20 protein-coding genes and 1 tRNA gene are annotated in these 19,025 nt (G+C 64.6%); 12 read left to right on the forward strand and 9 right to left on the reverse strand.

All coding sequences use genetic code 11. The features are described from left to right. Positions 1 to 10: 10 nt before the first annotated feature. On the reverse strand, positions 11 to 718 hold the full coding sequence (locus KFB96_RS12880; protein ID WP_213458051.1) for a type 1 glutamine amidotransferase: 708 nt from the start codon (positions 716 to 718) through the stop codon (positions 11 to 13). 390 nt (positions 719 to 1,108) lie between these two features. On the opposite strand from KFB96_RS12880, the gene KFB96_RS12885 reads away from it, so the two are divergent. The 3 genes from KFB96_RS12885 to KFB96_RS12895 are packed head-to-tail and all read left to right on the forward strand — an operon-like array spanning position 1,109 to position 5,428. Then, a complete protein-coding gene (locus KFB96_RS12885) occupies positions 1,109 to 1,780 on the forward strand; it encodes an ABC transporter ATP-binding protein (protein ID WP_213458050.1) in 672 nt (223 codons plus the stop codon). A 4-nt stretch (positions 1,781 to 1,784) separates the two neighbouring features. Then, entirely contained in the window at positions 1,785 to 4,355 is a 2,571-nt protein-coding gene (locus KFB96_RS12890; RefSeq protein WP_213458248.1) for an FtsX-like permease family protein, read from the forward strand. Further along, positions 4,355 to 5,428, forward strand: a complete 1,074-nt coding sequence (locus KFB96_RS12895; RefSeq protein ID WP_213458049.1) for a lipocalin-like domain-containing protein — start codon at positions 4,355 to 4,357, stop codon at positions 5,426 to 5,428. The genes KFB96_RS12890 and KFB96_RS12895 overlap by 1 nt, the downstream gene beginning before the upstream one ends. A 93-nt stretch (positions 5,429 to 5,521) precedes the next feature. Here the strand turns inward: KFB96_RS12895 and xseA are convergent, their stop codons facing one another. Beyond that, on the reverse strand, positions 5,522 to 6,907 hold the full coding sequence (xseA, locus tag KFB96_RS12900; RefSeq protein ID WP_213458048.1) for an exodeoxyribonuclease VII large subunit: 1,386 nt from the start codon (positions 6,905 to 6,907) through the stop codon (positions 5,522 to 5,524). Positions 6,908 to 7,030: 123 nt separating this feature from the next. On the opposite strand from xseA, the gene guaB reads away from it, so the two are divergent. The 6 genes from guaB (at position 7,031) to KFB96_RS12930 (ending at position 12,955) form a co-directional block, all read left to right on the forward strand. Continuing rightward, on the forward strand, positions 7,031 to 8,497 hold the full coding sequence (guaB, locus tag KFB96_RS12905; protein WP_213458047.1) for an IMP dehydrogenase: 1,467 nt from the start codon (positions 7,031 to 7,033) through the stop codon (positions 8,495 to 8,497). A gap of 158 nt (positions 8,498 to 8,655) precedes the next feature. Continuing rightward, complete coding sequence (gene guaA / locus KFB96_RS12910) at positions 8,656 to 10,230, forward strand: glutamine-hydrolyzing GMP synthase (RefSeq protein WP_213458046.1); 1,575 nt, start codon at positions 8,656 to 8,658, stop codon at positions 10,228 to 10,230. Positions 10,231 to 10,451: 221 nt separating this feature from the next. After that, complete coding sequence (locus KFB96_RS12915; protein WP_213458045.1) at positions 10,452 to 11,741, forward strand: AAA family ATPase; 1,290 nt, start codon at positions 10,452 to 10,454, stop codon at positions 11,739 to 11,741. Continuing rightward, on the forward strand, positions 11,738 to 12,301 hold the full coding sequence (locus KFB96_RS12920; protein ID WP_213458044.1) for a hypothetical protein: 564 nt from the start codon (positions 11,738 to 11,740) through the stop codon (positions 12,299 to 12,301). The genes KFB96_RS12915 and KFB96_RS12920 overlap by 4 nt, the downstream gene beginning before the upstream one ends. A 7-nt stretch (positions 12,302 to 12,308) precedes the next feature. Further along, the gene (gene tadA, locus KFB96_RS12925; RefSeq protein WP_213458043.1) at positions 12,309 to 12,803 is read left to right on the forward strand and encodes a tRNA adenosine(34) deaminase TadA; all 495 of its coding nucleotides are present in this window, start codon (positions 12,309 to 12,311) and stop codon (positions 12,801 to 12,803) included. Between the two features lie 62 nt (positions 12,804 to 12,865). Beyond that, positions 12,866 to 12,955 (forward strand) — tRNA-Ser (locus KFB96_RS12930). A 374-nt stretch (positions 12,956 to 13,329) separates the two neighbouring features. Here the strand turns inward: KFB96_RS12930 and KFB96_RS12935 are convergent. From KFB96_RS12935 to KFB96_RS12965, 7 genes are all read right to left on the reverse strand, one after another. Then, positions 13,330 to 13,707 (reverse strand): phBC6A51 family helix-turn-helix protein, encoded by a 378-nt coding sequence (locus KFB96_RS12935; protein WP_213458042.1) that lies wholly within the window; start codon positions 13,705 to 13,707, stop codon positions 13,330 to 13,332. A 1,399-nt stretch (positions 13,708 to 15,106) separates the two neighbouring features. Further along, on the reverse strand, positions 15,107 to 15,334 hold the full coding sequence (locus KFB96_RS12940; protein WP_213458041.1) for a hypothetical protein: 228 nt from the start codon (positions 15,332 to 15,334) through the stop codon (positions 15,107 to 15,109). Next, complete coding sequence (locus KFB96_RS12945) at positions 15,331 to 15,630, reverse strand: helix-turn-helix domain-containing protein (RefSeq protein ID WP_213458040.1); 300 nt, start codon at positions 15,628 to 15,630, stop codon at positions 15,331 to 15,333. The genes KFB96_RS12940 and KFB96_RS12945 overlap by 4 nt, the downstream gene beginning before the upstream one ends. 12 nt (positions 15,631 to 15,642) lie before the next feature. Next, positions 15,643 to 15,837 (reverse strand): AlpA family transcriptional regulator, encoded by a 195-nt coding sequence (locus KFB96_RS12950; RefSeq protein ID WP_213458039.1) that lies wholly within the window; start codon positions 15,835 to 15,837, stop codon positions 15,643 to 15,645. 161 nt (positions 15,838 to 15,998) lie between these two features. Continuing rightward, positions 15,999 to 16,469 carry a hypothetical protein gene (locus tag KFB96_RS12955; RefSeq protein WP_213458038.1) on the reverse strand — a complete coding sequence of 157 codons (471 nt, stop codon included), beginning with the start codon at positions 16,467 to 16,469 and terminating at the stop codon, positions 15,999 to 16,001. Positions 16,470 to 17,031: 562 nt separating this feature from the next. Continuing rightward, on the reverse strand, positions 17,032 to 17,322 hold the full coding sequence (locus tag KFB96_RS12960; protein WP_213458037.1) for a type II toxin-antitoxin system RelE/ParE family toxin: 291 nt from the start codon (positions 17,320 to 17,322) through the stop codon (positions 17,032 to 17,034). Beyond that, on the reverse strand, positions 17,319 to 17,543 hold the full coding sequence (locus tag KFB96_RS12965) for an addiction module protein (RefSeq protein ID WP_213458036.1): 225 nt from the start codon (positions 17,541 to 17,543) through the stop codon (positions 17,319 to 17,321). The genes KFB96_RS12960 and KFB96_RS12965 overlap by 4 nt, the downstream gene beginning before the upstream one ends. An 89-nt stretch (positions 17,544 to 17,632) precedes the next feature. On the opposite strand from KFB96_RS12965, the gene KFB96_RS26790 reads away from it, so the two are divergent. From KFB96_RS26790 to KFB96_RS12975, 3 genes are all read left to right on the forward strand, one after another. Then, entirely contained in the window at positions 17,633 to 17,977 is a 345-nt protein-coding gene (locus tag KFB96_RS26790; RefSeq protein WP_300970177.1) for a hypothetical protein, read from the forward strand. An 11-nt stretch (positions 17,978 to 17,988) separates the two neighbouring features. After that, a complete protein-coding gene (locus tag KFB96_RS26795; protein ID WP_300970178.1) occupies positions 17,989 to 18,303 on the forward strand; it encodes a transposase in 315 nt (104 codons plus the stop codon). A 164-nt stretch (positions 18,304 to 18,467) separates the two neighbouring features. After that, positions 18,468 to 18,959, forward strand: coding sequence for a hypothetical protein (locus KFB96_RS12975; RefSeq protein ID WP_213458247.1), 492 nt, complete (start codon positions 18,468 to 18,470; stop codon positions 18,957 to 18,959). Positions 18,960 to 19,025: the final 66 nt, after the last annotated feature.

Below are 19,025 nucleotides of genomic sequence, written 5' to 3' on the forward strand. Positions count from 1 at the left end.
TGCGGCCGAATCAGGGGCTCGCCGGTCCGACGAGATCGTCCAGGATTCGGGCCATCAGACGATTGGCCTCGGCGTAAACGGCCGCATCGACCCCGCGGATGGCCGCCTCGGTCTGGATCCAAGGCGCGGGCACCAGCTCGTCCCGGCAGTGATCGAGGATCGCCGCGGCACTCTCCGGCGTCGTTTCCGGGTGACATTGGAGCCCGATCACCTGCCGGCCGATGCGGAACGCCTGATTCTCGCAGGCCGCGCTCCTCGCCAATCGCACGGCGCCGGGCGGAAGATCGAAGGTCTCGCCATGCCAGTGGAAGACCCGGCTTTCGGCCGGAAAACCGCAGCAGTCTTCAGCCGTTCCGGTCTCTTCGGGAACCCCTTGAATCGGGAACCAGCCAATCTCCTTCTCGGCATTGGGATAGACGCGGGCACCGAGTGCGTCGGCGATCAGTTGTGCCCCCAGACAGACTCCGAGTACCCGGATCCCATGCGCGATCGCTTCGCGCAGGAATGCCTTCTCGGCACCCAGCCAAGGCAGTTGCGCCTCGTCGTTGACGCTCATGGGACCGCCCATGACGATGACCAGATCGAGGCCCCCGACCGGCGGGAGCAGGCCATCGTCGTAGAAGCGCGTGTAGACCGGGGTCACGCCGCGCGCCGCGAACCAAGACGCCATCGAGCCGATGTCCTCGAACGGGACGTGCTGCAGGACCTGAACCCTCATGGATCATCTCCTTCGCGGGTTGTTGCATCGGCTGCGGCTCGGATCGCAGTCGTCAGCCGGCTGAAGTGAGCCAATTTGAACCGCAAAGGTGCGAAGGACGCAAAGGGTTTTCGGGGGCCGCCTCGACCCCGTTGCAGCCCATGACCGAATTCATACCCGATACGCGCCTGGGTTTTCGGCTTTACGACCGCAGAGGCGATGTCCGCAAAATTCCGTACCCGGTTGTGCTGACGATAGGAGGCAGAACTTGCGCCGACGGTCGGTTGTGCCTCGCACGGCTCGGCACAACCTACGCCTTTGTGACAAGGGTTTCCGGAGTTCGCCTAAGACACTCTTCACGCACTCATTTCCAACCAGCAACCACTAGCCACTAGCCACGATCGATTACCCATGCTGTCCATCGAAAACCTCTCGAAGCGTTTCGACATCTCCCTGGATCACCCCCTCTTCGAGCAGGTCTCCTTGACCCTCTCGCCGGGCGAGTCGGTCGCCGTGATGGGCGAGTCCGGCGTAGGCAAGTCGACCCTACTGAACTGCATCGCGGGCCTGGAGCCGGTCGACGGCGGCCGCATCCACTTGCGCGACACCGAGGTGACCGCACTCGACGAGGACGCCTGCTCGCGGCTGCGTCGGCGCGAGCTGGGGTTCGTGTTCCAGGCGTTCCATGTCCTGCCGCACCTGACCTTGGCCCAGAACGTCGCCCTGCCCCTTTGGCTGCTCGACGAGAAGGAGGCCGTCGCCGACCGGCGCGCCCGCGCCATGCTCGAGAGGGTCGGACTGGGTCGGCGCGGCGACGACTGGCCGCGTCATCTCTCGGGCGGCGAGCTCCAACGCGTCGCCATCGCCCGCGCGCTGGTGCATGCGCCGGCGGTCGTGCTCTGCGACGAGCCGACCGGAAACCTCGACCCCGAACGCGCGCAGGGTGTGCTCGAGCTGCTGTTCGAGGGCATCCACAACGCCGGGGCGATCGGGATCCTGGTCACGCACTCGCGCGCGGCCGCCGCCCATGCCGACCGGATCCTGCGGCTGACCGCGAGCGGCCTGGTCGAGGATGCGGGATAAGATGATGGGCCTCCTCGGATCCGGGACCGGTGCTGCCCTGCGGCATGTCTTTCTTGCCAGTCTTCAGCGGCGACGCCTCGCCACCGCATTATCGCTGCTCGCGATCGCGCTCGGCGTGGCGCTCGGGCTGGCGGTGCAGCTCATCCATGCCGCCGCGCTCGACGAGCTCGGTCGCGGGATGCGCCTGCTGAGCGGCGAGGCCGATCTTCAGGTGGTCGGTCCGCGCAGCGGCTTCGACGACGCGGTCTATGCGCGGATCGCCCTGCATCCGGCGGTGGCCGCGGCAAGCCCCCTCCTGGAGATTCAAGCCCGGCTGCCGGGTCGCGACGAGACGCTGAGGGTGTTCGGGATCGATCTCTTCCGCGTTGCGCAGGTCACCCCCTCGTTGCTGCCCATCGTCGAAACGGCAGCGGCGGATGACGATGCCCCCGACAGCTCTGACACGGATCAACCCGATCGACTGGCTGCACTCAAGCCCGACGCCGTCTTTTTGAGCCCTGCCGCGGGCACGCGACTCGGGCTCGATGCCCGGGATGAGGTCGCGGTCCAGGTCGGACTCGGCGAGGCGCGCCTGAGGATCGCGGGATCGGTTCCCGGCGCCGGCGTTGGACAGGTGCTGGCCGTGATGGACATCGCCGGTGCCCAGCAGACCTTCGATCGCATCGGTCGCCTCACCCGGATCGATCTGCGTCTTGCCCCGGGGATCGAGCGCGGGCCGGCGCAGGAGCAGTTGCGCACACTGCTGCCGCCGGGCGTCACACTCCTGACCCCGGAGGAGACCGCGTCCGAGGTCACCGGCGTGTCGCGTGCCTATCGGGTCAATCTGACCATGCTGGCGGCCATCGCACTCTTGACCGGCGGCTTCCTGGTCTTCTCCACACAATGGCTCGCCGTCGTGCGACGGCGCCGCGAATTCGCCTTCCTGCGCGCGCTCGGGCTCGACCGCCGCAGCCTCCTGCGCGGGTTGCTGGCGGAGGGCGCCTTGCTGGGGCTGGTCGGCGGCCTGATCGGCGTAATCCTGGCCTATCTGCTGACCGCGCTGGCCTTCAGTCTGATCGGTGGGGATCTCGGCGCGGGTTTCTTCCGAGGCGTCGCCCCGCAGCTGCGCGTCGAGCCGGTGCTGACCCTGGCTTATCTCGCGCTCGGTGTGCTCGCGGGCGTGGCCGGCGCCTGGCTACCGGCACGCGAAGCCGCGCGGATGGTGCCCGCCCGCGGCCTGCGGGCGGGCGACGAGGCCGAGGTCTATCAGGCGCGCCCGCGCTGGGGTGCTGCCCTGATCGCGATGTCCCTCGCCGCACTCCTCTGTCTGCTGCCGCCGGTCGGGGGTGTTCCGGTGTTCGGTTATCTGGCCGTCGCACTCATCTTGGTCGGCGCCGTTCTCGCGATTCCGGGGGCCACGGTCGGGGCGATGCGGCTCTTGCCGGCGCAGGGCTCGCTCGTGACCCGGTTGGCTCGGGCGCGCCTCGCCGCGGCCCCGGGGCAGGCGGTCGTGGCCGGTGTCGGGGTTGTCGCGAGCGTCGCCCTGGCGGTCTCCATGGCCATCATGGTCGACTCATTCCGCGACTCGCTCGACGACTGGCTGACCCGGATGCTCCCCGCCGATCTCTATCTGCGCGCATCCGACTCGGGCGCGAGCGGCTATCTGGATCCGGACGCCGTGGCGCGCGTGGCCGCACTGCCGGGCGTGGCGGCGGTGCGCCCGGTGCGCTTCGAGAGCCTGCGCATCGGCGAGGTGCGCGAGGCGATCGCGCTTATCGCCCGACCGGTGCAGGACACCTCGGGCCTTCCGCTCGTCGCCGGCACGCTCGATCCGCCCGCCGGGCCGGGCATGGATCCGCCGACCTGGATCTCGGAGGCCATGGCCGATCGGCTGAGCCTCGGGGTCGGGGATCCGCTCGCCCTGCCCCTCGGCGAGCAGCTGCAGACCTTTCGCATCGTCGGCATCTGGCGGGACTATGCACGCCAACAGGGGGCGGCGGTGATCGAGCTGGAAACCTTCCGCGCCTTGACCGGCGATCGGCGCACCAACGATCTGGGCCTGACCCTGGCCCCCGGGACGGATCCCGTCGGGGTGATGACCGCCATCCGCGCAACACTCGGCGATCGGGTCAGCGAGATGATCCTGCCCGGCGAGCTGCGCAACATGATCCTCCAGGTCTTCGATCGCACCTTCCTGGCAACCTATCTGATGCTGGCTGTCGCGGTCACGATCGGCCTCTTCGGCATCGGGACCACCTTCGCCGCGCTCGCGACGAGTCGTCAAAAAGAATTCGGGATCCTGCGTCATCTGGGTCTGCCGCGACGTCGCATCGGGACCCTGCTGGCCTTGGAGGCGGCACTGACCGCCGCGGTCGGCGTCGGCGTCGGCCTGGTCGCCGGCGGGGCGATCGCGCTGGTACTGATCAAGGTCATCAATCCGCAGAGCTTTCATTGGAGCATGGACATGCAGCTTCCGTTCGGCCTGCTGCTGACCTTCGGCTCCGCGATGATCCTACTCGCCGCACTCGCCGCCCGACTCGCCGGTCGTCAGGCAATGCGGCAGGACGCGGTGCTCGCGGTACGGGAGGATTGGTGATGCGCGCGTGGTATGCACTGATCCTCCTGCTCTGCTGGCCGATCTCGGGCGTCTGGGCGAGCGACTTCGCCCCGGTGGTCGAAGGGCGCCCCTTGACCTTTCACGCGGACACGGGCGCACACCCGGATTTCCGCACCGAATGGTGGTACATCACCGGCTGGCTGACCGACGAGGCCGGCACCGAGCGCGGGTTCCAGGTCACCTTCTTCCGGGTCGGGACCGGCATCGGCGCGGACAACCCGAGCCGCTTCGCACCGCGCCAGCTCATCCTGGCCCATGCGGCGATCGCCGACCCGGCCGCCGGAGCCCTGATCCATGCCGAGCGCATCGAGCGTGCGCTCGATCCACTGGCCGGTGCCGCCGTCGGGCGGACCCGCGCCTGGATCGGCGATTGGGAGCTGACGCTGGATGAGGGGGGCACGCAGTACCGGACCAGAATCACCTCCGACGCATTCGACCTGGACCTCGCGCTGGTCCCGCCCGGCCCGCCCGTCCTCAACGGCCGCGCAGGCTTCAGCCAGAAGACACCGGATCCGAGCAACGCGAGCTACTACTACAGCCGCCCGCAGCTCGCCGTCGACGGGCGTATCCGCATCGACGGGGCGGACCTGAAGGTCAGCGGGCACGCCTGGCTCGACCACGAATGGTCCAGCGAGATCATGCCCGCCCAGGCCCGAGGCTGGGACTGGATCGGCATCAACCTGCACGACGGCGGCTCGCTGATGGCGTTTCGGATGCGTCGGGACGACAACTCGTCGCTCTGGGCAGCCGCGACGCTGCAGGAGGGCACCCGGCCCGCGCGAATCCTGGCGCCGGAGCAGGTGCGCTTTCTCCCTCGTCGCCGCTGGCAGTCGCCCCGCACGGGCGCCGAATACCCGGTCGAGTGGACCCTGGAGCTCGACGGCCGGACGCTGCGCCTGGAACCTTTGATGGACGACCAAGAGCTCGACGGTCGACGCTCGACCGGAATCGTCTATTGGGAAGGTGCAGTCAGGGTGTATGAGGGGGAGCGGGAGATCGGACGGGGGTATTTGGAGATGACGGGGTATGCCCAACGGCCGGACAACCTCTGAAAATAAACCGCGTCCGGCGTGACATGTGCGGATCGAACGGGCGCTCGGGATCCCGAACACGGTCGGGGCTCGGTGGTGAGGCGGTTTGTGATTTTATTTCGGGAGGGGAAAAACGGATTTTTCGGGCTCGACGATTGCACTGAGGCGGCCCTTCGCGAGGCGTGCCTCGATGCGCGTGCCGGGCGGGGCCTGCTCGGGTGCTCGCACGATCTCGCCGTCCGGCAGGCGGGTGACGATGGCGTAGCCGCGGGCGAGTGTCGCCAGGGGGCTGCGGGCCTCCAAGCCGGCGACGGCGCGCATCAACCGCTCGCGCCGGGTCTCGGCGAGCCACGCCCGGGCGCGGGCGAGACGCTCGGCGAGCGCAGCGACGGCGTTGCCGAGCCCCTCCAGACGTCGCCCCGGCGAGACGAACATCAGGCGCGCCGCCGCCGGGCGCAAGCGAGACTGTGCCCGCACCAGGCGATTCGATAGGAGCGAGACCAAGCGCTGCTCGAGCTGATCCAAACGCTGGGCGCGCTGTTGCAGACGCGCGGCCGGGTGGAGCAAAGCCAGGTGACGCGCGAAGGCGTTGAGCCGTTGGCGGGCAGCGACCCGGTGACGCGCATGGGCCGCGTCCAGACGCCGCATCAAGGCGACCAAGCGGTGACGCAGATGCTCGCCCGAGGGCGCCACCAGCTCGGCCGCGGCCGAAGGGGTCGCCGCGCGACGATCGGCGACCAGATCGGCGATGCTGATGTCGCTCTCGTGCCCGACCCCGGTGACGACCGGGATGGCGGAGGCGCGGATCGCGCGCGCCAGGGTCTCGTCGTTGAAGGCATTGAGGTCTTCGAGCGAGCCGCCGCCGCGGGCCAGGATGAGCACGTCGCACTCGGCGCGGGCGTTGGCCGCCGCCAACGCGGCGAGGAGCGACGCCGGTGCGGTCTCGCCCTGCACCTGTGCGGGATAGATGACCACGGGCAAGGCCGCGAACCGGCGCTTCAAGACGGCGAGCAGGTCGCGCACCGCCGCCCCGGTGGGCGAGGTAATCAGACCGACCTGTCTTGGAAATGCCGGAATCGGCCGCTTGGCGGCCTCCTCGAATAAACCCTCCGCGGCCAGCTTGCGCTTCAAGCGCTCGAATTCGAGCCGGAGCGCACCCTCGCCACCCGGCTCCATGTAGTCGATCACCAACTGAAAATCGCCGCGGGGCTCGAAGAGCGTCGCCCGGCCGCGAACCAACACCTCTTGACCGTTCGTCGGGCGGAAGTTCAGGAGCATCCGCTTGGGCCGAAACATGGCACATCGGACCTGCGCCGCCGAATCCTTGAGTGTGAAATAGATGTGACCGGAGGCCGGCTGCGCCAGATTCGACAGCTCGCCTTGGACCCAAAGCACGGGGAAGCTCCCGTCGAGCACGGCCCGCACCTCGCTCGCCAAACGGGCCACGCTGTAGATATCGCGGTGATCGTCGAGGGCACGGACAGGTCGTTCGAGCGGCATGGGCAGGATTCGCAACCAAAGGCTTCGATGAGGTCGACGTCGGACGGAGTTTACCTGCGCCCGTTGAAATTCTATACTTTCGGGTTACTTTCCTGTTCTGGTCACTGATTGCGGAGCCTCCCCATGCGCCTGATCCAGGAAGCACTCACCTTCGACGACGTCCTCCTTGTTCCGGCGCACTCGCGGGTGCTCCCGAACGAGGTCGATTTCCAGACCAAGCTGACCCGCGGCATCTCGCTCAAAATTCCACTTGTCTCGGCCGCGATGGATACCGTCACGGAGGCGCGCCTGGCGATCGCAATGGCGTTGGAAGGCGGCATCGGGATCATCCACAAAAACATGAACGCCGAGCGCCAGGCCCGCGAGGTCATGGCGGTCAAACGTTACGAGAGCGGGATCATCCGCAACCCCATCACGGTCGGCCCCGGGACCAGCATCGGCGAGGTCCTGAAGTTGACCCACGCGCACAACATCTCGGGCGTGCCGGTGACGGAGAACGGCCTGCTGGTCGGCATCGTTACGGGGCGGGATCTGCGTTTCGAGACCCGCATGGCCGAGCCGGTCTCGACCATCATGACCCCGCAGGAACGCCTGGTGACGGTGCGCGAGGGTGCAAGTCGCGAGGACGTCCAGCGCCTTCTGCACGAGCACCGCATCGAGAAGGTCCTGGTCATCAACGACCGGTTCGAGCTGCGCGGTCTCATCACGGTCAAGGACATCCAGAAGGCGAAGGACTTCCCGAAGGCCTCGCGCGACGCCCAAGAGCGGCTGCGCTGCGGTGCGGCCGTGAGCGTCGGCAAGGGAACGGACGAGCGCGTCGCCGCCCTGGTCGAGGCCGGGGTCGACGTGATCGTGGTCGATACCGCGCACGGACACTCGCAAGGTGTGCTGGATCGGGTCGAGTGGGTCAAGGTCCGCTATCCCGAGGTCCAAGTCATCGGCGGCAATATCGCCACGGCGGATGCCGCCCGTGCGCTGGTCGACGCCGGCGCCGATGCGGTGAAGGTCGGGATCGGCCCGGGCTCCATCTGCACCACCCGCATCGTCGCCGGTGTCGGCGTCCCCCAGATCACCGCGGTCGCCAACGTCAACGAGGCGCTGGAAGGCACGGGCGTCCCCCTAATCGCCGACGGCGGTTTGCGGTTCTCCGGAGACGTCGCCAAGGTCATCGCCGCCGGGGCCAACAGCGTCATGATCGGCGGTCTCTTCGCCGGCACGGACGAGGCACCGGGCGAGGTCGAGATCTACCAGGGGCGTTCCTACAAGTCCTATCGCGGAATGGGCTCGCTCGGCGCCATGGGCTCGAACGAGGGGTCGAGCGACCGCTACTTCCAAGAAGATACCGAGAAGGAGAAGCTGGTCCCGGAGGGCATCGAGGGTCGCGTGCCTTACAAGGGCAGCGTGCTGAATGTCATTCATCAACTTGTCGGCGGCTTGGGGTCGAGCATGGGCTACACCGGCTGCGCCACGATCGAGGAGATGCGCACCAAGCCGCAGTTCGTGCGCGTGAGCGCGGCGGGGATGCGCGAGTCGCATGTGCATGATGTGCAGATTACGAAGGAAGCGCCAAACTACCGGATCGACAATTGATGTCTTGCGCCGGATTGTGCTTCGGGCACAATCCGGCGCAAGACATCAAAATGCTTAATTAACTAAGGTTTTTCTGCTTTCCAGACTTTCTGCCGTTGCGCGGATCGCTGTTGTTCCCGCCTTCTTCCCCGCTCGTCGCCCGGAACCATCATCACCCTATGACCAATATTCACGCCGACCGCATTCTGATCCTCGACTTCGGGTCGCAGTACACACAACTGATCGCGCGGCGGGTGCGCGAGGCGGGGGTTTACTGCGAGCTGCACCCGCATGACATGGGGGCGGCGGCGATCCGGGAGTTTGCACCGAGCGGGGTCATCCTGTCCGGCGGTCATCAGTCCGTCCATGAGGACGAGACACCCCGCGCCGATCCGCTGGTGTTCGATCTGGGCATCCCCGTGCTGGGCATCTGTTACGGCATGCAGACCATGGCCGCGCAGCTCGGCGGCAGTGTCGCGCCGGCGGTCCATCGCGAGTACGGCTACGCGCAGGTGCGCGCACGCGGCCACTCGCGTCTGCTGCGCGATATCGAGGATCACACCAGTCCCGAGGGCTACGGCCTGCTGGACGTCTGGATGAGCCACGGCGACCGGGTCGAGACCCTCCCGCCGGGCTTTCAGGTCATCGCCGAGACCGCCAATGCACCGCTGGCCGGCATCGCCGACGAGGAGCGCCGCTTCTACGGCGTGCAGTTCCATCCGGAGGTGACCCACACCCGCCAGGGCCAGCGGATCATCGAGCGCTTCATTCACGAGATCTGCGGCTGCGGCCGTCTCTGGACCCCCGGCAACATCATCGAGGACAGCATCGTCAAGGTGCGCGCTCAGGTCGGCAACGACGCCGTGCTGCTCGGTCTCTCGGGTGGTGTGGATTCCAGCGTCGTCGCCGCCCTGCTGCACCGTGCCATCGGCAGCCAACTAACGTGCGTCTTCGTCGACAACGGCCTGCTGCGTCTCGGCGAGGGCGATCAGGTCATGAGCACCTTCGCGCGCCACATGGGCGTGCAGGTGGTCCGGGTCGATGCCGAAGACCGTTTCCTCGGCCGGCTCAAAGGCGTGACCGACCCGGAGCAGAAGCGCAAGATCATCGGCAACACCTTCATCGAGGTCTTCGACGACGAGGCGAGCAAGCTCGCCAATGTGCAATGGCTTGCCCAGGGCACCATCTATCCGGATGTGATCGAATCCGCCGGCGCCAAGAGCGGCAAGGCCACCGTCATCAAGTCGCACCACAACGTGGGCGGACTGCCGGAGGAGATGAACCTCAAGCTGGTCGAGCCCCTGCGCGAGCTCTTCAAAGACGAGGTCCGCAAGATCGGCATCGAGCTCGGCCTGCCCTCCGAGATGGTCTATCGCCACCCCTTCCCGGGCCCCGGCCTCGCCGTGCGCATCCTGGGCGAGGTCCACAAGGACGACGCCGTCACCCTGCGTAAGGCCGACCACATCTTCATCGAAGAGCTGCGGTGCGCCGATCTCTACGATCAGGTCTCCCAGGCCTTCGCGGTCTTCCTGCCGGTACGCTCCGTCGGTGTCGTCGGCGACAAGCGCCAGTACGCGCATGTCATCGCGCTGCGTGCGGTGGAAACACTCGATTTCATGACCGCCCGCTGGGCCCACCTCCCCTACGACTTCCTGGATCTGGTGTGCCGGCGCATCGTCAACGAGGTCCCCGGCGTGTCGCGCGTCGTCTACGACATCACCGGCAAACCGCCGGGCACGATCGAGTGGGAGTGACCGCGGGACATAGGAAGGATCTAATCAAACAAGACCGGCCGGCGTAGGATGGGTAGAGCGCAGCGAAACCCATCATCCCCGCTGCGACGCCCGAGAGATGCGTCAAGCATTCCGCATCGTGCCCGGCCGTCAGCAAGGGATCGTGATTCGAGTTCTGCTTAGCCCTCGACAAGAACGAACGATCATCCGACCAAACCGTCGACGCGATCCCGCAGAGCACTATGCTGACATCCATCCAGCTAATCGATTTCAAGAGCTTTCGCGATCAAACGATCCCGCTTGCGCCGCTGACCCTGTTGGTTGGCGCAAACGCCTCGGGTAAGAGCAATCTCTTCGATGCGATTCGATTTCTTCAGGGCGTCGGACTCGGTCACCCCTTCACCGAAATACTCCTTCCTCGCTGGGAGGCCGGACGGGAAGCCTGGCCGGGGATACGGGGCGGGATTCATGAGGTCGCATTCTGTCACGGCGACAGCTTCGGCCTTTCGACGGATTGGAGCCTTCGCAGTCATGACGATCTGCTGCGGAAGGCAGAGGCCCAGAGGGTTTTCGGGGTCATGGACTATCCCGAGGTGCGGCTCGCGCATCGAATCGAGTGCCAAACCGAGAACCAGGTCTTTCTGATCGACGAACGTCTGACAGACATTGACGAGGGTAATCAGCTCTTTGCGACGGGCGGGTCCAGTCCATCGCAACAGGCCCGCGGCACAGACTTTGTCCCGATCTCGGCCGACCTCATGCCGGAGAACCCTGGCAAACTCCCTACGGCAGTTTATGACTCCGCGCGAAGTGTCCTCGGTCAGATCGTCACGTTAAGACTCGGCGGCATACACGAAAGAGTTGCCAGAGACTGCGCCAGAGTGTCAATGAGCATGCGGAGCTCGCTCTTCCTCGATATCAGTCCCGCGCGCATGCGCGCTTATCAAGCCATCCAGACCCGGGACCTGGGCGAACAAGGAGAAAATATCTCCCCGGTACTTCGCCGATACTGCCAAGACAGCGACAAAAAAGCCGACCTCATCGATTGGCTTTCCGAGCTTTGCGGACCGGTGATCACCGATATCCGTTTCGACGAAAACACGCAGCAGGAGGTTATGCTCCAGGTCGTCGAGACGAACGGAATGCCGATCAGTGCTCGCAGCCTATCCGACGGGACACTCCGCTTCCTCGGCGTTCTCGCCGCCCTGATCACGGCTCCCGAGGGCTCGATGGTGCTGATCGAGGAGATCGAAAACGGACTGCACCCGACACGCATTCACCTTCTAGTCGAGCTCTTAGAGCATGTCACGAGAGATCGCGGTATTCAGGTGCTGGCAACGACCCACTCCCCGTGGCTACTCCAGCACCTCTGCGACGAGAGCCTCGGCAATGCGATTGTCTTCGGCCGCGTTCCCGAAGAGGAAGGCACGATTGCGCGTCGCCTCAAAGATCTGAAGGATTTCGAAGCGGTTGCCGACCGAGCCGCCGTCGATCGCCTGTTCTCGACAGGCTGGCTGGAGCGAGGCTTGTGAAGGTCTTGATCATCCCCGAGGACCCAACCCACGATCAGTACATTCTCAAACCCGTAGTAGAACGGATCTTCCACGAGATCGGACGAAAAGTGCGTATCGATGTGTTGGGCGACCCGCACCTTCGGGGCGTCGACCAAGCGCTGGATCGCGAAACGATCACGACAATCATCGACGACAACCCGATGATCGACGTCTTCCTGTTGATCGTCGATCTCGACTGCAATCGCTATCGCAACAAAGAACGAGCAGACGATCGCGAACGGGAGCACCCGGGACAACTCCTAACCTGCCTCGCCGTGCAGGAAGTCGAAGTCTGGATGCTTGCGCTGCACCCGGGGCAAATCGATGAAGCTTGGGCAGACGTGCGAGCGGACTGCGATCCGAAAGAGCGGTACAGCGATCCTTTTCTCAATGCGCTCGGCAGCGATGGCCCGGGAAAGGGCCGCAAAAAGGCGATGCGGGCGCTGACTGGAAACTGGTCGCGATTGGTTCATCTTTGCCCCGAGATTAAGGATCTGCAAGAGCGGCTCGCCGAATGGTCAAGAAGCCGCACGGGTTGACCCATCGATGGATCCTTCGAAAGAGACCGACGACCACTGGATGCGATTGGCCCTGACCCTCGCCGACCGCGCCGCGGCCGAGGACGAGGTCCCGGTCGGCGCGGTCCTGGTCCTGAACGACGAGGTCATCGGCGAGGGCTGGAACCGTCCGATCGGTGCCCACGACGCGACCGCCCATGCCGAGATCCAGGCGCTGCGCGATGCCGGGCAACGTCTCGGCAACTACCGCCTCCCGGGCACAACCCTCTACGTCACCCTGGAGCCCTGCGTCATGTGCGCAGGCGCCATCATCCATGCGCGTGTCGGCGAGGTGGTCTTCGGCGCATCGGACCCGAAGGCGGGCGCCTGCGGGAGCCTCTTCGACCTCCTGCCGTCGGACGGGCGTTTCAATCACCGCACCGGATGTCGCGGAGGCATCCTCGCCGAGGCGTGCGGCGAAACACTGCGTGGCTTCTTCCAAGCCAGGCGCCGACGACAGACGATCCCGACGATAGACAAGTAAGGTTCCTCGACTTACACTTACCAGCTTGTCGAACGCGAGCAATTCGCACGACCGACAATCACGGAGAGGTGCCGGAGTGGCCGAACGGGCTTGACTCGAAATCAAGAGAAGGCGTAAGCCTTCCGTGGGTTCGAATCCCACCCTCTCCGCCACATTGATTTTCAAGGTGCTGTAAACACTCACGTTTTTTCAGGCGTCGGTCGATTTACCTGATTTTGCCCCCAGTTTTGCCCCCAACTGCGCCGCAGAAAGGCCCGGTATCGGCCTGGATTGCCCTCTTTCGAGCCGACATTGAGTCGCTCCTCGATCCCGTGACATGACGCGATTCCGACCGAGCGCGATCTCGAGCGCGGCCTCGATTGAGCGCCGGGTCGCGGTGCAAATCCTTCGGAAGAATCGAGCGGTCGCGGTGCTGATTCCGAACGGTCGACGCAAGAATGCAAACGGCCTTAGCGCACCGGAAAACGGGAACCTACCGAGCCGAAAGCCCGTGGAGATTTTCCAAGGTCGCCGGAGGGACCCAAGCCTAGCCCGCGGCCTCAATGTCGCCGGGAGCGATCGGAGCCGACACCTTCATCGTGCGACCGAGACCTGAGACATTGAGGAGCGCGACCGCACCTCGGAGCCGAATCGACGGATCAGGGTACCGGAGACTCTCCTCGATCACGTCGAGCGCAAGGTGCAGTAGTTCGCCCATGCGACCGACAACCTCGAGGTGTGCGTCGGAGGTGATCCGCTGCACCAGCGCCGCGAACGCCGGCTTTCTCCTCCATCTGCTGATGGTCGATTCGTCGACACCGCACTCCGATGCCACGTCGGTGGCCTTGCAGCCGCACGCGAGGAGTCGAGCCGCCTCGATCTGTACCTCGGTCAATCCATTTTCGATGTCGACCGCTTCGGCCATGAGCCTGTCCTCGGTGCAAGATTCACGAATCGCTGAGAATTTTTCGCTCTACTCCGCCACCGCAGCCGCAAAGAGTTGCGGTGGAACCTCCCTCTGAGGACCCGTGAACGATCCTCTGAGCCGTCGCCACGCCTTGCCCTTGTGATCCTGTGCCCTGTTGCTGCGGAGCCGTCTCAGGCTGCGTTGTCTCAGGCGGGAGCATGGCCGCGAAGATGCGCCGGGTCATGTCGAGCATGGGTGTCGGGTCTGTCATGCGGATTGCCTCATGGATCAGGTGGAGATGATGCTCGGGACCGTCGAGCCGCCTGTCTGCATCGTGCGGAGCAGTAGACTGCATCGGCTCGCTTCGCCGTGAAGGTCGCGCCGCAGTGATTGCACACCTTGATCTCGGTGGCCTTGCGCCTGACAGCATTGTGGTGATGTCGCTCGCACTCATCGGAGCAGAAGAAAACCGACAGCGGCTTGTTGAACGGCACGCCGTGAGACCGCGCGCGATCCTCGACACGGATCGGAGCGCCGCATCGGTGGCACTCACTATTCGCAGTGTGGCCACTAAAACGCGACACCTCCTCTCTGACGCGCCGATACCATCCGTCAATCCATCGCAGGGTTATCCTCACCATGTCACAGATAACCGCCTGTCGGTTGCCACGTGGGTACCGGCCCGCAATTATCCGTGACGGTATCGCCTTCGATGCTTTCGATTGCAGATGACCAGACGAGGCCGATTGCGATGCAAATTGCCGCAATTGCCAACCTCGACCGGGTTTCGCCTTGCTTTCGCCTTGATTCGGGATGGGTGAGGAGTGCGATGCACATGGTCGGATGGCCTATGAGTGCGCTGCACATGGTCACTAATAGTGTCTCATGGGTGAGACGGTCGGTCGGTTGCGCCGAATCATAAGCCGTTGATTCTTCGTTGACGGTCGGTGGGACCGTCTCATGGGTGAGACGGTTAGCGAGTGTCTTAGCCTCGACCGTCTCATGGGTGAGACGCTTTCGGGTTAACCGTCTCATGGGTGAGACCGTGAAATTTCCGCGGTCTGCCATTCTGCGGTCGGTTCTCGACCTGCCATCGACTCCCATGTGAGCCTGTAGCACCTCGCTTTGCCGGTGCCGTTGCTGCTGAATTGCGCCTCATCGGTGACGACGACGAACTCTGTCTCGACCAATTCCCGGAAGGCCCGCGCCGCCGATGCCTTCGATATCCCGAGCGCCTCGCCGGCTCGCCGGGATGAAAAGTGAATCGACGTCCGGTCGGGTGCCCATAGGAGTTGTAGCTCGACCAACAGCGCCCGCGCCGCTGGCGATAGAGACCGATAGGCGGGTGACCCGAGCATCGCCCTGGGAAGCCTGATAACGCCGCCAGCGTGCCGGTAATCCTTGCGCTTCGGCCTACTCATGGTCGGAGTTTCCGAATCGGCACCAGCCGGCCTTCGAGGATGATTCGCTCCTCCTTCGCCGTGACCTCTGCGACGACCCTAGCGGCCTTGTCGCCCGGTCGACAGGTGAGCACCAGCGCCGGCTTTGTCGGCTCGCTGGCGGCCTTCTGACGCGCCCACACGAGGCAATCCAGATATCCGCCTCGGTGAACATCCCGACGGTGCAGTGCGATGAACGTTCTCATCGGTCGGCACCTCCCGGCTTCAGGATATAGGTGGCGACTCTGCTATCAGGGTTGATGACCGACAGGATGTCGACGCCGACCTTGTATCTCAGGTCATAGACCCTCGCCGCTGGCGACATGATGTCGAGACGTGACCGAGCTTCTCGGGTGTCTATTCGGCCATGCTCTCGCAGATGACGGAGCAGTCGAGCGCATTGCGACCGCGCCGATTCAGCCGGATAATGAGTGCGCCCGATACCTTTTCTTGAGCCGCGCCTCGATTCGCCGTCGAGCGCGGTTTTCTTCTTTCCGCCCATGTCGACCTCCCGTCATGCAACTGCATTGCGGGTGTCGAGCTGGCGTTGCTGCCAGTCGTCGACCTCATCGGAAGGCCACGCCGACGCGCGCGGTGACAACTTGATGGGTGGCGGGAATTGACCGAGCGCGATCAGCTTATAGATGGTCGACTTCTTCAGTCCGGTGCGGCCTTCGACTTGCGGCAGGCGGAGAAACTGACGGGTCATACGGTGATCCTCGAGGATGGATGGTTGATGTCATTTCCGGTTCTCTCCAGTTGAATTGCTGTTGTGGTGACGCCCTCATTCGGACGTGCGCGGCCTTGGTTAGCCCGGTAGATGCTACACGGGACTAGCACGGAGTCAATGCGGACAAAAAACCGCCCTATTCAGCCGACCGTCGACCGCCAGTTCTTGATGAGCTTCGCCAGATTGCTCACGGCGGGAGCGCGACCGCACCTCTCCATGATGGCCGCTTGAATCTCCCGGCTCGATTTGCCTCGATCGGCCATGTCGATTGCCAGCCGCTGCACCTCGATCGGGTAGGAGCGCCGGGTTTTCGACTCGGGAGTCGGCTCGGGTGTCGTGACTGTCACGGGTGCCGAGACCGGCTCGACCTCCTCTGTTTGCGTGACAGTCACGCGAGCCGCTTGCAGTCGCCGCAGCAATTCAGCCGACAGCGCCTTGAAGTCATGCGGGAGCTTGCGCCGGTAGCTGTAGAGCAGCGCCTCGATGACGAGGCTATCGGCGGCCTTGAGCAGCGCCGCTTCGTTGTTGTCCATCAAGAGCGTGACCGCGCGCGAGCGAAGATCCGCGCGCCGCTGTGCGGGTGTGCGTGCCGGTGGTTTCGGTGTGGTCATGTTCGTGACTGTCACGGGTTTTAGGTGTCCCGATTGTCGTGACTGTCACGCGATGATGCAAGCGAGGAGCGAGGAGCGCCTAGGCGGCCCTGTGAGCCGCTGGCGTTGATGGTGCTGCCGATGTGCCGGGTCGGTGCCGTGAGGAGCGCCTAGGCGTGCTGGCGGCCTTCGAGTGCGAGGATCAGGTGGTTAACCGGGAGGAGGAGAACATCGGCCTTGCCCCCAACTGCCCCCAACTCTGCCCCCAACCTTACGGCGGATCGGTGCGGATGATGATGGAAGACGACGGAGCTAAACACTTGAATCGACAGCATGATAGGAACGACGGTGGACCCATGCGAACCCTGTATCAACGGACACCCTCTCCGCCATTTTGATATTCAAAGGTCTGCCCAAGGCTCTTTTTCTGAGTTTATCCTGACAGGCCCTATTGCCCCCACAATCCGCAGAAACCGTAATCCGTCGCTGTTTGTTCTTCAGAACCCGTAGTCCGCCCCTGTTTGTTCTTGACCTCGCCCCTGTCCCCTCATGACCGGAGCGCTTGAGCTCCGGTCGAGGCGGCTCACACGCGATGCTTCCAATAGTCGGGCGCACGGTGAAGGTTCATGACCGCCAGAATCAGGATTCCGTCCAGCTCTTCGCTGTACAGCACGCCGTAGGGGAAGCGCTTGACAAGTGACCTGCGAACATCGCCATCGAGGATGGTCCATGCCTTCGGGAAATCCACGACACGTAGAATGGCATCGTACACCTCGATCGCGAAGTCGTAGCCCAGCCCCGGCTCGATGGACTCGTAGTAGTCGATCGAGAGGTTCAGCTCGACCTCTGCCTCGGGATGGAAACGATAGCTCATCGTTTGAAGCGCTCCCGGACGCGCTCGAACACTCCCTCGCCCGGGACGGCCTGGACCTTGCCGGAGCGCAGCTCCGCCAGGCGGCGCTCGGCCTCTTTGGCCCACTGTGCATCGATCTCCGACCGGGGCGAATTCAGGCTCCGCAGCAACGAGTCCACGACCAGCGCGCGTTCTTCGACGGGCAACGCGATCGCCTGTTCAATTAATTCTTTGGCGTTCATCGGGGCTCACCTGGGTTTTCGATGTTGGTGAAAGATCAGTGTGGCCCAACGCGTCGGACCGGCGGCGCTGGCCGGAGGGGGTGCGCTGCGTGCATTGCCACGCGGCAGCCGTCACCAAGCAGGGCCGCGACACCACGCAGCCGGAGCGCCGAAAATACCTCTGCAAGGACTGCGGACGCTGGTTCGACGCTCCGAGCGAGACGATTTTTGCGCGACACCATCAGCCTCTGCGCACTTGGGTGCTGTGTTTGTACTTTATGGGCTTGAACCTGTCCAACCGGCAGATCGGCCATGAGCTGGACCTGAACAAGGACGACGCCCAACGCATGACCGGGCAGTTGCGCGAGGGCATCGAGGCGAAGCAGCCGCCGCCGCTCCTCACGGGCGAAGTGGAGGCCGACGAGGTGTCTGTCGTCGCCGGTCACAAGCGCTGATCCGCGGCGCCGTGGCCCCGGGAACGCGGTTCTTCACCGACGAATACGACATCTACGCCCGCTTGCCGGCGTGGGGCTACGATCATCACAGCGTCTGTCACAGTCGCGGCGAGTCTGCGCGCGACGATGACGGAGACGGTTTCTACGAGGTCCACGTCAACACCATGGAAGGCGTCTGGTCATTGCTGCGCTCGTGGTTGCGGCCCCACCGCGGCATTTCGCAGGAGAGCTTGCCGGTGTACCCGAGCTTCTTTCAGTTCGTCCACAATGCTCGTGTCCGAGGCAAGGGCCTGCTGAACTCGCTGCTGGCGGCGCTCCTGGGCTAACTGTCCGAAACACATAAAGAGCCTCCGCTGTATGAATGATCTCTCGCTCATCACCCCGCCGCAGACCGGGATCAGACGACCGAATCCTGAAAGCCAGCGGCAACAGCATGTTTGAGGATCACACGCCCCCCGCAAGCCCCCAACCCGTCCAGACGCTCGGTGCCATGGGAGCGCAGATCATGCAGGTCGTGTCCTTGCTCGGGCGTTTTGGCCTGAGGTTCAGCCTTCATGACGCAGGCCAGCCGATTCCCGGCTCTTATTGGGGTGAATCTGAAGCCGGCCTGGTCGGCGACGTCCTGCATGCCACACCCGAGACGCCTCTGCACTCGGTTCTGCACGAGGCGGGGCATTGGATCTGCATGGACCCGGATCGGCGCGCGCGCATACACACGGATGCCGGCGGCGACGACCCGGAAGAGAACGCAGTCTGTTATCTCCAGGTGTTGCTGGCGGATGCCGTCCCTGGTCTCGGGCGCGAGCGGATCTTCGCCGACATGGACGCGTGGGGCTACAGCTTTCGGCTGGGCTCGACCAAGCGTTGGTTCGAGCAGGATGCCGAGGATGCCCGACTCTGGCTCTTGGCGCATGGCCTCGTCGATTCGGCGGATCGCCCGACGTGGCGGGTGCGCCAATGTCCTCGGCCGCCCTATACTTGACGTATCGGATCCCCGCAGATGTAGGAGTCACCGATGCGTATCGCTCACCTGACCGCCGCGGTTTTG

This window comes from Thiocapsa sp. (genome assembly GCF_018399035.1).
GTDB lineage: Bacteria > Pseudomonadota > Gammaproteobacteria > Chromatiales > Chromatiaceae > Thiocapsa.

Bases quoted from the DNA above. Each gene is read 5' to 3' on its own strand.
- KFB96_RS12880 (WP_213458051.1), bottom strand. From the start codon at position 718: ATGAGGGTTCAGGTCCTGCAGCACGTCCCGTTCGAGGACATCGGCTCG.
- KFB96_RS12885 (WP_213458050.1), top strand. From the start codon at position 1,109: ATGCTGTCCATCGAAAACCTCTCGAAGCGTTTCGACATCTCCCTGGAT.
- KFB96_RS12890 (WP_213458248.1), top strand. From the start codon at position 1,785: ATGGGCCTCCTCGGATCCGGGACCGGTGCTGCCCTGCGGCATGTCTTT.
- KFB96_RS12895 (WP_213458049.1), top strand. From the start codon at position 4,355: ATGCGCGCGTGGTATGCACTGATCCTCCTGCTCTGCTGGCCGATCTCG.
- xseA (WP_213458048.1), bottom strand. From the start codon at position 6,907: ATGCCGCTCGAACGACCTGTCCGTGCCCTCGACGATCACCGCGATATC.
- guaB (WP_213458047.1), top strand. From the start codon at position 7,031: ATGCGCCTGATCCAGGAAGCACTCACCTTCGACGACGTCCTCCTTGTT.
- guaA (WP_213458046.1), top strand. From the start codon at position 8,656: ATGACCAATATTCACGCCGACCGCATTCTGATCCTCGACTTCGGGTCG.
- KFB96_RS12915 (WP_213458045.1), top strand. From the start codon at position 10,452: ATGCTGACATCCATCCAGCTAATCGATTTCAAGAGCTTTCGCGATCAA.
- tadA (WP_213458043.1), top strand. From the start codon at position 12,309: ATGGATCCTTCGAAAGAGACCGACGACCACTGGATGCGATTGGCCCTG.
- KFB96_RS12935 (WP_213458042.1), bottom strand. From the start codon at position 13,707: ATGGCCGAAGCGGTCGACATCGAAAATGGATTGACCGAGGTACAGATC.
- KFB96_RS12940 (WP_213458041.1), bottom strand. From the start codon at position 15,334: ATGAGAACGTTCATCGCACTGCACCGTCGGGATGTTCACCGAGGCGGA.
- KFB96_RS12945 (WP_213458040.1), bottom strand. From the start codon at position 15,630: ATGGGCGGAAAGAAGAAAACCGCGCTCGACGGCGAATCGAGGCGCGGC.
- KFB96_RS12950 (WP_213458039.1), bottom strand. From the start codon at position 15,837: ATGACCCGTCAGTTTCTCCGCCTGCCGCAAGTCGAAGGCCGCACCGGA.
- KFB96_RS12955 (WP_213458038.1), bottom strand. From the start codon at position 16,469: ATGACCACACCGAAACCACCGGCACGCACACCCGCACAGCGGCGCGCG.
- KFB96_RS12960 (WP_213458037.1), bottom strand. From the start codon at position 17,322: ATGAGCTATCGTTTCCATCCCGAGGCAGAGGTCGAGCTGAACCTCTCG.
- KFB96_RS12965 (WP_213458036.1), bottom strand. From the start codon at position 17,543: ATGAACGCCAAAGAATTAATTGAACAGGCGATCGCGTTGCCCGTCGAA.
- KFB96_RS12975 (WP_213458247.1), top strand. From the start codon at position 18,468: ATGGGAGCGCAGATCATGCAGGTCGTGTCCTTGCTCGGGCGTTTTGGC.